This is a genomic window from Mycoplasma parvum str. Indiana, assembly GCF_000477415.1.
GTDB classification, from domain to species: Bacteria; Bacillota_I; Bacilli_A; order Mycoplasmatales; family Mycoplasmoidaceae; genus Eperythrozoon_A; species Eperythrozoon_A parvum.
In genome coordinates this window covers 148,360-162,918 of record NC_022575.1, presented here as the reverse complement: position 1 = coordinate 162,918, position 14,559 = coordinate 148,360, and the positions used below count along the sequence as shown (strand labels likewise).

The 14,559-nt window shown below is 28.3% G+C and carries 18 protein-coding genes; 3 read left to right on the top strand and 15 right to left on the bottom strand.

The window, feature by feature from the left end; translation table 4 throughout:
- Positions 1-15: 15 nt before the first annotated feature.
- Positions 16-156: a hypothetical protein gene (locus PRV_RS03035; protein WP_022769246.1), complete on the top strand. Its 141-nt coding sequence runs from the start codon at positions 16-18 to the stop codon at positions 154-156.
- Here the strand turns inward: PRV_RS03035 and PRV_RS00855 are convergent.
- From PRV_RS00855 to PRV_RS00830, 6 genes are all read right to left on the bottom strand, one after another.
- Positions 144-1,205, bottom strand: coding sequence for a hypothetical protein (locus tag PRV_RS00855; protein ID WP_022769242.1), 1,062 nt, complete (start codon positions 1,203-1,205; stop codon positions 144-146). The two genes, PRV_RS03035 and PRV_RS00855, sit on opposite strands and share 13 nt — an antisense overlap.
- A gap of 247 nt (positions 1,206-1,452) precedes the next feature.
- Entirely contained in the window at positions 1,453-2,562 is a 1,110-nt protein-coding gene (locus PRV_RS00850) for a hypothetical protein (protein ID WP_022769238.1), read from the bottom strand.
- 422 nt (positions 2,563-2,984) lie between these two features.
- Complete coding sequence (locus tag PRV_RS00845; RefSeq protein WP_022769230.1) at positions 2,985-3,539, bottom strand: hypothetical protein; 555 nt, start codon at positions 3,537-3,539, stop codon at positions 2,985-2,987.
- Positions 3,540-3,613: 74 nt separating this feature from the next.
- Positions 3,614-4,039 (bottom strand): hypothetical protein, encoded by a 426-nt coding sequence (locus PRV_RS00840; RefSeq protein ID WP_022769226.1) that lies wholly within the window; start codon positions 4,037-4,039, stop codon positions 3,614-3,616.
- Positions 4,040-4,270: 231 nt separating this feature from the next.
- Positions 4,271-5,263, bottom strand: coding sequence for a hypothetical protein (locus PRV_RS00835; RefSeq protein ID WP_022769222.1), 993 nt, complete (start codon positions 5,261-5,263; stop codon positions 4,271-4,273).
- A 72-nt stretch (positions 5,264-5,335) separates the two neighbouring features.
- On the bottom strand, positions 5,336-6,367 hold the full coding sequence (locus tag PRV_RS00830; protein ID WP_022769218.1) for a hypothetical protein: 1,032 nt from the start codon (positions 6,365-6,367) through the stop codon (positions 5,336-5,338).
- Positions 6,368-6,395: 28 nt separating this feature from the next.
- Here PRV_RS00830 and PRV_RS02990 point away from each other — a divergent pair, with 28 nt between their 5' ends.
- A complete protein-coding gene (locus tag PRV_RS02990) occupies positions 6,396-6,614 on the top strand; it encodes a hypothetical protein (RefSeq protein ID WP_144062291.1) in 219 nt (72 codons plus the stop codon).
- On the opposite strand, the gene PRV_RS00825 is transcribed toward PRV_RS02990, so the two are convergent.
- Complete coding sequence (locus tag PRV_RS00825; RefSeq protein ID WP_022769210.1) at positions 6,594-7,790, bottom strand: hypothetical protein; 1,197 nt, start codon at positions 7,788-7,790, stop codon at positions 6,594-6,596. The genes PRV_RS02990 and PRV_RS00825 overlap by 21 nt on opposite strands.
- 53 nt (positions 7,791-7,843) lie before the next feature.
- On the opposite strand from PRV_RS00825, the gene PRV_RS00820 reads away from it, so the two are divergent.
- Positions 7,844-8,056 carry a hypothetical protein gene (locus tag PRV_RS00820; RefSeq protein WP_022769206.1) on the top strand — a complete coding sequence of 71 codons (213 nt, stop codon included), beginning with the start codon at positions 7,844-7,846 and terminating at the stop codon, positions 8,054-8,056.
- 259 nt (positions 8,057-8,315) lie between these two features.
- Here PRV_RS00820 and PRV_RS00815 read toward each other — a convergent pair whose 3' ends face one another.
- The 8 genes from PRV_RS00815 to PRV_RS00785 all read right to left on the bottom strand — a co-directional run bounded on the left by PRV_RS00815 (position 8,316) and on the right by PRV_RS00785 (position 14,415).
- Positions 8,316-9,422: a hypothetical protein gene (locus PRV_RS00815; RefSeq protein WP_022769202.1), complete on the bottom strand. Its 1,107-nt coding sequence runs from the start codon at positions 9,420-9,422 to the stop codon at positions 8,316-8,318.
- Between the two features lie 19 nt (positions 9,423-9,441).
- The gene (locus PRV_RS03105) at positions 9,442-9,612 is read right to left on the bottom strand and encodes a restriction endonuclease subunit S domain-containing protein (RefSeq protein ID WP_022769198.1); all 171 of its coding nucleotides are present in this window, start codon (positions 9,610-9,612) and stop codon (positions 9,442-9,444) included.
- 284 nt (positions 9,613-9,896) lie between these two features.
- On the bottom strand, positions 9,897-10,622 hold the full coding sequence (locus PRV_RS00805) for a restriction endonuclease subunit S (protein WP_022769195.1): 726 nt from the start codon (positions 10,620-10,622) through the stop codon (positions 9,897-9,899).
- Positions 10,623-10,644: 22 nt separating this feature from the next.
- Positions 10,645-10,908 (bottom strand): restriction endonuclease subunit S, encoded by a 264-nt coding sequence (locus tag PRV_RS00800; protein WP_022769191.1) that lies wholly within the window; start codon positions 10,906-10,908, stop codon positions 10,645-10,647.
- A 251-nt stretch (positions 10,909-11,159) separates the two neighbouring features.
- Complete coding sequence (locus PRV_RS03175; protein ID WP_407937397.1) at positions 11,160-11,402, bottom strand: restriction endonuclease subunit S; 243 nt, start codon at positions 11,400-11,402, stop codon at positions 11,160-11,162.
- 17 nt (positions 11,403-11,419) lie between these two features.
- On the bottom strand, positions 11,420-11,815 hold the full coding sequence (locus PRV_RS00795; RefSeq protein WP_022769185.1) for a restriction endonuclease subunit S: 396 nt from the start codon (positions 11,813-11,815) through the stop codon (positions 11,420-11,422).
- Between the two features lie 129 nt (positions 11,816-11,944).
- On the bottom strand, positions 11,945-13,030 hold the full coding sequence (locus PRV_RS00790; RefSeq protein WP_022769181.1) for a hypothetical protein: 1,086 nt from the start codon (positions 13,028-13,030) through the stop codon (positions 11,945-11,947).
- Positions 13,031-13,266: 236 nt separating this feature from the next.
- The gene (locus tag PRV_RS00785; protein ID WP_022769178.1) at positions 13,267-14,415 is read right to left on the bottom strand and encodes a hypothetical protein; all 1,149 of its coding nucleotides are present in this window, start codon (positions 14,413-14,415) and stop codon (positions 13,267-13,269) included.
- Between the last annotated feature and the right edge of the window lie 144 nt (positions 14,416-14,559).

Genomic DNA, 14,559 nt, shown 5'->3' with positions numbered 1-14,559 from the left:
GCTGATTGCTTGACAATGACTTTTTTATTATCTACTTTTAAAGATGTTTCTTTAGTTCCAAAAATACCTAAAATAGGTCCAACAATAACCCCTGGAAAACCAAGTATAGCTCAACCACTTTTAATTTTTTTACACTATTATCCTTATTTTTTATAAATTAACCCTCCTTTAGAACAAAACATCCCCTTCTCCCACACACCACATTCTTCTCCATTATTTTTATTATTTCCTTTAATAATTTCCTTAACTTGTTCAACAAATTCCGACAACAAATATTCTCCTCCGGTCTGTCTATTTCTATGACAACCAGAAAGAAATTCAAGAAGCTTGTCATCATTTCATCTTTCTGATTTAGTACATTCATCCAAATTGCTAAAACACCATTGGCTTAACTCAAATGGATTATTTACTCCCCCTGTCTCAAATTTTTGTATTTTTCTTTTATTATCTGCTGGGCTTTCAGATCGTTCTGCACTAAAAACATCTTTATTTCCTCAACTTCCTACTTCTTTTTTTCACTTATATTTTTTAAGAGTTAGTCTTGCCGACTCTTTTAAAATTTCATAGAACATTTTATTTATTTTCTTAACTGTTTCTCCACCAATATCGGCATCATATAGTTCAATCATTTGAGGGCCATTATGAACTACCTTTGCCGAATTTCTAAGATAGTTAAAAACAAATTTAATATCATTTTCAGTTTTATTGCCATTTGCCCTCCCCATATCTATCTTTTTGATTTCTCCTGTTACCATTCCTGAAGTCCCCGATTCCTTCATTTTTTCAAAATCTATAACACCTATTCTCATTTTTAAATCACTAACATCTGAACAACCATAAGTTTTGTTGAGAATGTCTTTAATCTTATCAACAATCGATTTTCAAGCTCCTTTGAAATTATCTATATGTTGTTGAAACTTGTCTTTTTTAACATCGATATTTTTTTCCTTTTCTTCATAATCAGACAATAAATTTCCTTTCCAACAAGGTAAAATAATTCTCATTCCTTTTGAATAATTATCTTTATTTTCGTCCAAATTGACTCCAACCATTTTTTGAATATTGCCGACTGAATGATCAAACTCTGTAGGATTTACATCAAGTTTTTCACCATTAACTTTTATTTCAGCATTTTTTCTTCCAACTGCTCCGACAATGGAGCCAGCCCCAATGGCTGGTATGAATAACAAATTTCATAATCTCAAGATTTTTTAAATTTACTTAGAAGAGATGATACCTTTCTTTAGAAATGTATCATTTTTTTACAAGTGAGGCTACGGTAACACTATTATTTCCCATAAATTTTTTTCAAAAACCCTATTGTAAATTCTCTTAATAATTCACTAAACGCTTATTTTTTGGGCCTTTTACAATCAAAATTTATTTCATCAAAAGTGAAAATAAAAATTCCTAAAAAATAATCTCAAAGATTCTAAAAATAAATTAAAATTTCTATTTCTTCCAAATTATTCCGCTATTAAGACAAGTTGCCCCATTTCAACCAACTTTACATCATTTTTCTTTTGATTTAATAAGTTGAAGTTTTTCTTGTCCAATTAAACCCTTGAAAATTTCATAACATAAGATTTTTGCTATCTTGATGTTTTGATTGTAAAACCAAGAACTTTTTGATATATCTTGTAAATATTCCTTAACTTTCGATCATCATTGCCTCTCATTATTTTTAAGATCTCATTTCTTAATATTATCCCACATTCATTTTGGTTTTCCATTGACTCCATTTCCAGGTTGTCAAGTAAATCCTTCTCTTCCATCAAGCTTAAGATCATTAAATATTTCACTTTGAGTATTTTGTAATCCAATTTCTTTGAATTCCTCTGATACTTGGTATTTGTCATTTCTTTTGCAATTTTGTCTTTTTCTAGCTCCATCTCACCCTTTCTCAATACATCATTGAGCTCCAAAAACAATTCGAATCAAACTACGTGCAATACTTTCTCTAACTAATTTTTGTATTCTTGGTATATAACTACTCTCAAAATCATTTCTTCTATACATTCATACTTCTACCGCAGTATTTGTTATTGAAACCCTTCTATCGGCACCCCTTGGTCTTCTTCCTTCGAAGATTTTTCATATTTCTTCAAAATTAGCATTCCCTACAGATATTGTCCCCCTAGTATAATTACCTTCGCTTACTTTTAAAATTCTTTTCCCATTCACTTTTCCATTGCGCGCAACAATACCGACCATAGCGACATTTTCTCGCTCTCTTCCAAATTCTTCAATGTTTCACCATCCATCAGAATCTGCCGCTTCTACAGCTTTTCTATAATCACAGCCAAAAATCAAATTCAAATAACCTTTAAGTCCTTTTTCAAAAGTGTGTTGAAACTTATCTCAACCAAAGTTGGTCTTTGGTTGTTTATCCAAAAAATCATTTCCTCAACCAATTAAATCACCATTCATACAATTAACCCCAATTTTTATTCTGTTTTTATAGTCTCTGTCTTCTTTATAACGAGTAACTGTAAAATTTAACCCATTTTCAAGAGAAACTTTCTTTTCACTTCCATTTTTAGATTCTTCTGTTATTACCACATCTTCCTCTTTTATCGACTTTCCCTTACTTAAACTTAGATATTCTTCTAAATTAGTTCCAAAACAAACCCCCGCAGGGCAGCCAACAAGTCCAAAAACTAAGCCTTTTTTTATAACCTAATCAAATAACACACTAAATTCTCAAAATAATAAAAACTATACTAACTTTTATTTCCAGTGACACTTTTTTTGATTTTTGTCTTATACAGAAATTAATTATTTAAAAAATAAAGAATTTTCTTCAATTAATAAAGGAACAAAAAAAATAAATTTCTGTTTTATATATCTAATTAATTTATCTTCAACTTAAATAAAATAATCATTAACTTAAATAAACTCTTTTTTAATTAAAAAATTAATTTCAATTGTTTTATCTTTTTCTAAATTCCTTCATCTTTATAATTCCTTATCGTTCTATTTTTTTAAATTACTACTCCTCCTTCAGGACAAGTTACTCCTTCATTTCATACTCCACAAAACCCTTCTCTTCGCTTAATAATTCCCTTTTCAAATTCTTCAACAAGCTCTTTAACAGCTTTCTTTAAAGTTGATTCCCTTAATTGACCTACACTTCCTGAAAATTCAAGAAGCTTTTCAGTAACTCCTCGAACATCATTTTGCCCATCCTTTCTTCCTCATTTTTTATTTGATTGCTTTCATCTTCCTGCAAGCCATCATTCTCCAATTTCAATATTCATTTCTCCACTACCATTTAGACTGTTAACTAATTGCTTAATATCTTTTCTAAGATGTTTATCTCCACCCATTTGTCCTGTTTTTAAACAGTCATACCCATGTGGGGATTTATTAATAGATACACTTACAAAATTACAAAATTTTCGTTCTAATCAATTTCCTTTATTAAGCCATTGATTAACAAGATTTTCAATAGCTTCCTCGAGCTTCCTTTCTATCATTTTTTTCACCTCTTTTTTAATGCTTTCATTAACAAACTGTGGCTCTATTTTGCAAATCATCCCCTTCTTTTTTGATTTTTTACATTCATTTTTATAATTTACTGCAAGCCTTACATTATTACTTACTTTGTTTTTTAATTCTCAATTAATAAATCCACTGCCCCCCCGTCCTCATTCATAATAAACATTTGCTCGAGAAAGCCAACACCAATTTCTCCATTTTCATCAATCAAATCTTTATCCTGACATCCTACCCATTTATTTATCTTCTTCCTTAACATTTCATCTATTATTTTCAAACCTTTTTTTATTGTATTTCTAATTTCATGTGAACCATCTCCTTTTTGAATCTGTTGCCATTTTTGCAAAATATCGGGTCGAAATTCTCCATTCAAACATATTCCAAAAATAACAAATTTTTTGTTTTTTTGATTTTCATCCTTTTCTCATTCTTTAAAGGGATTTTTTTCATCTGGAGAAAAAGTTATTGTGGATTCATCAACAATAACCTCTCTTCCATCTACATTTAAAGATGTTTTTTTAAGCCCAAAAAATCCCATAACAGGTCCAGCAAAAATTCCTGGAAGGCCAAATAAAAATAAACTGCTTTTAATTTCTCAAAAAAATATTTAAAAAATGTTTTTAAAAATTTTCAAAAATTTAGATTTATAAATAATTAGATTTTTCCTTAAATAGTAAAAAATAAATAAAAATTTAAATTTTTATTTTTAAGTTAAAATGCTTGGGTTTAAAAAATTAATTAATTAAAGCATTGATTATTTGTTTTATTACTAATAAATTAATCCTCCTTCAGGGCAAGATACTCCTCCATTTCACATTCCACAATCATATTTAAGTTCTTCCGAAAATTCCTTTTCAAGTTCATTTCATAACCAATTTTTGAAAAAATCTTCAATATTGGCCTTATTTCTACCGATCATGAATTTTATTCTATTAACCCAATCATTTTTATTTGATCCTTTATCTTCGTCAAGTTTTTTTAAAATCCCTTCCTTTCCTTGTTGTCATAATCCAGTTTTAAATCATCATTCTCCAATTTCAAAATTTGTATATCCTCCGCCATACTCAATTTGAATTTTCTTCTTATTTTTATAATTACTTATTTCTCATTCAACGATATTAATATTCCCTTCACTTCTTCATGTAGGATTTTTTAAATTAATTCACCCAATCATAAATTCTTTCAAAACTTTTCAAATTCTTTCTTCAATTATTTTTTTAACATCATCTTTTCACAGATGTTTAAAACTACCTTCTAATTTACAAAACATTCCAGCAATACTTTTACCTTTACATTCTCTCCAATAATTAACTTGCTCTTTCATATTCTTCAATTCATCTAAATACTTTTTATTCTTAATTGAAATAGAAATCACCCCACCCAAATCTCTCTTTTCAACAATTCGATCAAATCAACTTTCTTTTGTTTTATATCCTTTTCCTTGACACCCAATATTTAAGTCCAAAAATTCTTTTAAAACTTCCTGTAAAATACGATCTCCCTCTTTAATATTTACTTCTTTTTGACTATTTTTCTCTTGACTTATATTTCCATTATTCTTTATTCATTCGGGCAGCATATTCCCGCTCAAACACAGACTTATAATTTTGATTTTTTCCTTCATCTTTTCTTCTTTTTTTATATTCAAATTTCTAAAGATATTTTCTTTATTATTAGGTAAAAAAGTTATTTTTGGCAGATTTACAATGACTTTTTTATTATCTACTTTTAAAGCTGTTGCTTTAGTTCCAAAGACACCCAAAATAGGTCCAACAACAACTCCCGGAAAGCCAAGTATAGTTCAACCATTTTTAATGTTTTTGTATTACTAGCTTTATTCTTTATAAATTAACCCTCCTTTAGAACAAAATATCCCCTTCTCCCACACACCACATTCTTCTCCATTATTTTTATTATTTCCTTTAATAATTTCTTTAACTTGTTCAATAAACTCCTCTAACATATATTTACCTCCGGTCTCTTTATTTCTTTGACAGCTAGAAAGGAATTCAAGAAGCTTGTCATCATTTCAATTTTTTTGAGTACAATCTTCCAGATTGCTCAAACATCACTGACTTAACTCAAATGGATTGCTCACTCCCCCTGTCTCAAACTGATGTATTTTTCTTCTATCTTCTTTATCTCCAAAATATTGAGCACTAAAAACATCATTTCCTTGATTCTTTATTTCTTTTTTTCATGTATATTTTTTAAGAGTTAGTTTCGCTGATTCTCTTAAAATCTTGTAAACTAATTTGCTTATCTGATTAACTGTCTCTTGACCAATGTTCGCATCATATAGCTCAATTATTTTAGAATCGCTATGAATTGTTTTTCCTGACTTGTTGCGCCAGTTAAAAGTAAATTTAATATTATTCTTGGGATTTTTAATTTCTTCCTCACCCACTTTTATCTCTTTTATTTCCCCTATTATCATTCCATAAGGCTCTGACTTCGTCATTTTTTCAAAATTTATAACACCTATTCTCATTTTTAAATCACTAGCATCTAAACAACCATAAGTTTTATTGAGAATATCCTTAATCTTACTTACAATCGTTTTTCAAGCTTCTTTAAAATTTCTTAGATGCTGTTGATATTTGTCGCTTCTGATAATTGATTCTTTCATTTCATATTCAGTTAATAAATTTCCATTCCAACAAGGTAAAATAACTTTTATTATTTTTGGGAAGTTATCTTTAGTTTCAACCATTTCTAAAATACTATTTCCAAAATAATTAAATTCCATAGGATTTACTTCAATTTTTTCTCCATTAATTTTTATTTGGGAATTTTTTCCTCCGATTGATCCAGCAATAGAGCCAGCTCCAACTGCTGGTATAAATAGCAAATTTCATAATCTCACGATTTTTTAAACTCATTTAAAGTATCTAATGTCTCTTTTTAGAAATGTATCTTTCTTTTTTGCATGTATGACTGGTACGACATTGTCACTTTCTAAACTTTCTTCAAAACACCCTCTTGAGCGCCCTGGTCCGCTCACCAAACCCTTATTCTTCGGTCCTTCTACAGCCAAAGCTATTTCAGAAAAAGTAAAAATAAAAATTCCTCAAGAAATTCTACCAAAGGTTTTAAAATTGGTGCCAAATTAATCCCCCATTAGGGCAACTTGCCCCATTTAAACCAACTTTACATCATTTTTCTTTTTCTTTGAAAAATTTGAGTTTTTCTTTCCCAATTAGTTCCTTAAAAATTTCATAGCATAAGATTTTTGCTATTTCTTTATTTTGGCCATAGAATCAAGAGCTAGTTGATATTTCTTTTAAATACTCTTTAACTTTTTTTCATCATTCTTTTTTATCATTTCCAGAATTTCATTTCTTAACATTTTCTCACATTCACGCGGGTTTTCCGCCATTTTGTCCATCTCCAGGATTTCATTTAAATCCTGTTGTCCCATCAAATTTAAGATTTTTAAATATTTCATTTTGATCATTTTGTGATTCAGTTTCTTTGAGTTCTCCTAGTACTTTATATTTTTCGCTGCTTGTACAATCTTGTTTTCCTATTTGTCTGTTTCAATCTTTTTTAGTGCATCATTGAGCCCCAAGAACAATTCGAATCAAGTTGCGAGCAATACTTTCCCTAACTAATTCTTGTATCATTGGTATATAAGACGACTCAGAATCTTCTCTCCTATACATGGATACTTCTATTGCAGTATTTGTTATTGAGGATTTACTTCTAGAATCTCTTGGTTTTTCTCCCTCAAATAATTTCCATATTTTTTCAAAATTAGTTTCTTGGGTATTATTTAGCCCCTCCCGAGTAGAACTACTTCTAATATTTCTATTAACTCTTTGTAATTTTTCATTACTTGTTATTCCGTTGCGAGCAACAATTCCTACCATAGCAGCATTCTCTGGACCCTTGCCAAGCCCTTCGCTATTCCATCATTTTTCAAGATTTTTTAATTCTAAAATTTTCTCTCAATTGCAGCCGAAAATTAGTTCTAGATAACCTTTAAGTCCTTTTTCAAAAGTTTCTTGAAATTTATCTCATCCAAGTGCTGTTGATGGCTTACTGTCTAAAAAACTATCTCCTCAACCAATTAAGTCTCCATCCATACAGTTAACTCCAACTTTTATTCTGTTTTTATATCTATTATTTTCTTTAGAATGGGTAACTGTAACATCTAATTCTTTATCAATAGAAACTTTCTGTTCATTACCTTCTTTAGATCTTTCCGTTGTTACAACATCCTTTTCTTTTATCCATTTTCTTCCCCCTAAACTTAAATATTTTTCCAAATGGACTCCAAAACACACCCCAGTAGGACAACCAACAAGTCCTAGAATTAAAGCTTTTTTTATAATCTAACTTGGTGATACACTTAAAAGCTATACCAATTTTTACTTTTAGTGCTACTTTTTCTCCTTGGTTTTTGTCTTATACTAAAGGAACTTATTCAAAACACGTTAGACTTACAGAGCTTACACCGAATACAATTTTAAAAATAAAACCCACTGCAAATGCACATGAAGTGTTGGAAGGTCCTTATATTTATCTACCTCCAGAAGTATTTAAAAACTAATTTTCTAAATAATTCCGGATTTTTCCGGAATTATCTTTTGCCCTTTGAAATTTTTCTTTTTTCTAACCCTTTTTAAATTTCTTATTAAAAAATAACTATTAAAAATTCTTAAGTTGCAAAAACGTTAAAAAAATTAAAACAATTTAATAATTAAATAAGGATTAACTTTTTCCCCTTAACAAAAGGGGAATAACTGCTCAGAATTTTTTAATTTATTTTCTTCAATAATAAATTAATTTTCTAAATATTCAAGAAAAAATTACAGGATTTTACTAATTTTTTCTTCTAAATCTAATTTTTCTGTCATTTCATTTATTAATTTAGAAGCAATTTCCATAGTCATTTGAGCCTCTATATCTTCTTTTACTCTCTGAAAACTTTGTGTTGCCTCATGTGATCACTTTGTGCATTGTTCGAGAAGTCTAGAAGTTCTCGTTCATGTTCCACACCTTTCAAAAGAGCTTCTAGATTGAAATCCTTTAATCTTACTTTCTCATTCAATAGCTTTACTTCTAACTTTGTTTAAATATTCAGAATCTAACAATATAGCAAAGGGATCATAACTATCTTTGGGTTCTATTTTAAGATACTGATTAAAAGCAATTCTTTCTGAATTGCTTCAATTAATTTTTTTAAGAGCTTCTATCCTTTGTTTATTTTTAGCAGGAATCATACTATTAGATGTTTTATATCGAGAATAATCGGAAATAATTTTTATTCCTTCTAAAAGTTTAGTTTCATCCCCTTTTAATCCGGAAAATACTTCATAATAAGTAAATAAAGATTCTCTTTCCTCTTTAGAAGGAGGAATTACTTTTTCTGGGAGCTGGCCATTTTTTTGTACTCTTATCTCAAGTGAATTACTTTTAGATTTTCAATCTTTTACTTTCGTAAAAATTGAATTAAAGTTTTTTACCAAATTATTTAGCTTATTTTTTGAATCTGATAATTCTTTGTCAGATTCATCTTTGATTATTGAAAGATCATCCTCTCTATTTAATTCTTTAGTGATATTTTTAACCTTATTATCTATTTCAAAAACTTTATCACTATTATTAAGAGTTTCTGAAAAAAGTGATGATCCTGAAATAGTATTTAATTCATTTATTGATGAATAAAAATTTTGAGAATTATCTATTTTTAAGCTGCGCTTTAAATCTTCGATTAATAAACTTCGAATTTTTAAATTATTGCTATTTTTAGTTTGAAAATCCTTTAAAGGGGCTGTTAAAGATTTTCTAGATGGAATTCTAAAAAAATTAATTAAATCTGTTTTTAAGCTTCAATCATTAGTTAAAAAGAGATATGTAAAGCTGCCGGCGACAGCTAAGGGAGTTGCTAAATAAATTCCATATTTATAATTCAATAATTAAAAAGAAAAATTTTTAAAATATTTGTATTTTTTGATTAAAAATCATCTTAAATAAACCATTTTTAATTTTCTCAAATTTTTCAATTCCTTTATTTAAGTTTTCTATTTTTAGCTGAATATCTTCACAAATATTGTTGAATTTTTCTAAAATTTTGTCCTCTGGAATAATAATTTTTAAATCCAATAATTTTTTGGATTTTAAGTGCTTTACCTCTCCCGAATCTTCTTTATAAAAACTTGGTAAATTTATTTTTATTGTTTCTAATAGTAAATAAAAAACTGAAAAGTTTTTTATTTTTTTATCAAAAATAACAAAACAATTATTACTTGCCTCAAATTTACCTCTAAAAATATTTGCTCTAAATTCTCCTGTATCTGAGACTAATACAAAACTTCCTGAAAAAGAATATTCATTTATTCTTTCTATTTTTTTAGTAGAAGAAGTAAAAAATGGATATATTCCGCCCTTTACAGCGAGTTTTGCAGATTTTTCTCCTTTAGTAATTGATGCAACTTCAGATAATTTATAAATTTTTCAGTTGCCCCCCCCACAGTTATTAAGTCATTAAGACTTAATCCACTATTCTGTGGAAATCTTAAATTCATAAATCATTCCTTAAAAATAGAAGTTCTAATGTTTTGAAGCATTTCTATTTGTCTTTTATTATTTTCTATGAGTTCATCATAGGTAGAAAGGATATCACCAATTTTTTGTTGAATTTCATGGGGGGGGCAAAGGAATTTAACAGTTAATAGCCTATTTAAAGTGAGATTTGGTTGCGCTGTATCTGATTTAGCTAACTTTATTAATTTTTCCTTAATGTTTGGATAATCAAAACAATATTTAATAAATTTGGGATCAGATATCTCTTTAAAGGAGTTAAAAGAATAAATGTTTTGAGTTAAGCATGCATCAAAATTAAGAAAAGCAGAATCTCCAGCTGCATTTCCAGAACGAATAAATAAAACCTTGCCTTTAGTGAAAAATTTACTTTGCTTTAAGCCTTTTAAGTTGTAATATTTTTTAACTTTAGAAGTAACATTAAATATGCTTTTTGTGACTTCTTCTCCACCTATGAGAGGTATATTTCCTTCTTCAAAAAGTGAATTATCTAACCTAGAAGCTTGTCTGCCTCCTTCTATTTTTCCTAATTTATCTAAAGTTATTAACTCTCATTTAGAAGATATAGCCATTTTATAAATTGGGAAAAAATTCTTAAATAACTGTTATTTTTTGACTAAATAAATCACTTAATAAGTTCTTTTTTATCTTTTCATATTTTTCAATTTTTTGTTCTAATTTTTCAATCTTAAAGTGAATATTTTTTCAAAAATTATTGAATTTTTCCAATATTTTTTGGTCTGGAATGAGTATTTCCAAATTTTTAAGTACAAATGGAGATAAATGTTTTAGAGAAGTTGTTGCAGTAGTTTCTTTATATTTTTTAGGAAGTAAATAATTAAGAAACTCTAATAACAAATATACTGCTCTTGAATCATTTGGAATAAGAATTATTGTTGCATTGCTTGCTTCAAACTTACCTTGGTAAATTTTTGTATGTCAAGCGCTTCCATTTTGCGAGGCTATTAATATAGATAATTCTTCAAAAGAATATGTAAAAGAGTATTGTATTTTAAGTAAACATATAAAAAACGGATATTTTCCTCCACCCCCTAATAAATTTGCATAACTAGCAGGTTTAGATCCCTTAGAAATTTTTGAAATATCTCCTACTTTGATTCTTGTTCAACCTTCAGGTAACCCCCCCGAATGGTGTAATTTTCATAATTAGAAAATCTTAATTTAATAAATCACTCCTTAAACAATGAAATTTTTAATTTTGTAAGTATTTCAATCTGTTTTTCATGATTATCAAGTATTAGATCATATTTGGAAAGAATTTCTCCTATCTTTTGTTGAACTTCTAAGGGAGGTTTAGGAAAATTAACTAGAAAAAGTTTTTGAAAAGATAATACTGGTTGAGCTGTTGCTAACTTTGAAAGAGAAAATATCCCTTTTTTATTCTTGGAGAATCAAAAAAATATTTAATAAATTTGGCGTCAAAATTTTCTTTTTGGGGAATAAGTCCGTAAATCTTATCTGATAAGCAAGAATCAAATTTTGTTAAAGATGAATATCCAGCATTTCCACATCGAACAATACAAACAGTATTTTTAGGAAATATTCTACTTTGACTTAAACCTTTCAAGTTGTAACTTCTGTTTGTTTTTGTAATAAATAATCTACTATTATAAATATCATTTCCATCTACTAATGGAACATATCCAAAAATATACAAGGAATTATCAAGATGCCTAGCACTTTGCAAGCCCGCTCTAATTTCACCCAATTTATCCAAAGTAACTAATTCTCACTTTTCACTCATCGCTTATTAATTAAAAATTTACTAACTAACTTTTAAAAAATTAAATCCCCAATAAATAGGGGAGGCTTTAATTAATTTCTATTTAGTAACTAAACAAATTAAATAACTTAAAAAAATTTAATTTTCTATTTAAAAACTTCTTCATTTGAAAGTTTTTCCATCCCAAACTACACTAATCTCCCTCCTTCACTTTAAATATTTTCTCTGCAGCTCAAGTGAAAATCATTCCCATTTTTCATCTAAATTGTTTCCGTAACTTGCTATTTCTTCTCCTCATCCACCTTCAAAAAATCCATTTCCTTTATAGACTTCAGTTTTTACCTTGTCTTGTTTACTTATAGGAAAATCTCCCTCAGTTTCAATCATGTTCCTTGTATACACCCCATTACATTTCTTCCTATTATCATTTCCATCTTCAAATGAATCAATTTCACACTTTCCATTTCTCTCAATTTTCTCTTTGAAAATATTTAAATCCTTTTCATTTAATTCTTCAAATCACTCATCAATATAAAAAATATTTGAGCCTTTTTTAATTTCAATTATCCTGATTTTTCGGGTATCATGCTGAACTTTATCTTTCTCATAAAGTAATTCTTCTAACATCACAATATGGTCTTTTTTATCAAGAACTTTTTCTCCAAACTTGATTTGTTCTCCATTATTATTCGTTAAAACAACTCCCATCAAAGTACCTTTCTCTCCTTTTAAAGTATTTAACTTTTGTTTCATTCATTGATTTTTGCTGAGAATAATATCATCATGAATATCATCACTAGCTATACACCTTTTTTTAAAATAATCTATTTCACTTAAGCTGATCTCAGATGTTGGTTTAATAAAATCGCCATTGAAAATTCGATGTGAACCAGTTGATATTTCATTTTGAGCATTACTCCATCCTCATTCTTTATTCTTTCCCCCATAATACGCTCTTTTATCTCCCTCTGAAATCACTTTCACTTTTGCTCTTTCACATATACTAAAAAACAATGCAAGTCGTCCAATTTCTGATCTAACTCCCTCTTTTTTTAATTTCCTATTTCACTCAATAATATTTCAAGTGTCAAAAACTTTATTTTTTAATCCTCCATTTTCTGACTCACTCATTTCTTTTCCCCCAAAATTCTCTCAGTCTGCTAATTTATACAAGTAATTGCTCACTTTAAAATCTTTTTCTAACAATTTTTCACCTTCAGAAAATGTATTAAGCATTCTTTCAAAATCTTTTTTCCAATGAAAACTATTTAAAGCACTACAAAAGGTATAAATTCCAGTTCCACCGAATCCAAAAACACCAATAAAACAAAGTCCGCTTTTGGGAATTTTTTATGAAATTTCTAAAAAATTCTTTATCCTATAATCTTTAATTCAAAAACTCTCGGAATATTCCGAGAGTTTTAAGCTAAAAATAATTTTTCTTTATAAGAATTAATTGAATTTCTTTTTATTTAAAAACTTCTTCATTTAAATACTTTTCCATTTCAAACTACTCCAACTTCTCTTCTCCATCATACATATTCTCTTTCTATTTTGCTTTTTAATTGATCTCACATTTGTCCTGCATTTTCGCCATATAATCCACTTATTTGAGCATCAATTCTTTTTCATTCACCATTAGCAGAAGAGTCAAAATATTCTAACTCTTCTGCTTTATTTTTATTTCTAAATCAATTAATCTCTTTTTTAATAAATTTTCCTTGACAATTTGAAACTACTTGAATTTCAAATTCGCTTTCATCGTTATCAAAATCTCCTTTTAATTGACAATTATTCCGTTTTCCTATTGAAATTCGAAATTTTTCAATATCTTCCGCCAAAATAGGTTCTAATCATTCATCGATATAAATTAAGTTATTTCCCTTTTCAATATGAACAATTCTAATTTTTCTATCAATTCAATTCGTATTTTTCTGTTCCAAAACTACTCCCGAAAAATATACATTTTCTTTTATTTCATTTTCCGTATTTTCACTATTATTTGACAAAGCTCCCCCTCCCTTCTTAAAAAATATAACTCACCCTTTCCTTTTTGGTAGTTGTTGAATCTTATTTTTAGTCGAGATTGAAAGTCCACTATTTAAATCTCTTATTTGATTCCTTTTTTCATTACAAAGCTCATTGCCTTGAGCTAATTGATTTTCCAGCAGAGCCTCATTGCCGCTTATTTTTAAAATTTCTGGATCAACCTCTCGAATTTTTCTTTTTAAGTCTCCATAAACTCATCCTGCCCCTTGATGATTAGAATTAAAACTTCCTTTTATCTCTGCATTTCCAACAATTCAAGCTCTGGCGCCTTTACACTGCATAAACCATAACAACATTTTTTTGAGACTATCTCATTCCCCCTGATTATTATTGTTATTCGCATTATCTTCTCAAACATCAAAATATGCTTCTCCTGAATTCTCACTCTGTTCAGTGTTTTTTATTACTTCGCCATAATAATATTGTCCTTGATTTTCATTTACTAACTTAAATCATGGGTTTTTTATCTTTAATTTATTTAGTTCACCTTTTCTCGTTTCAAGCGAGCTATTAATTAATAGCTCGCTTCTCTTTAATCCTTGTCCAATTGTATCTCCTGTTATCCCTAGCATAGTATAAACACTTCCCCCGCCAAATCCAATAATTCCCAGAAAAGAAAAAATTCCTTTAGGAATTTTTTATAAAAAATGTTGAAAAATACAAAAAATTATTTTTTCAAATAAAATTGATCCAATTTTCCACTAATTACATAATTA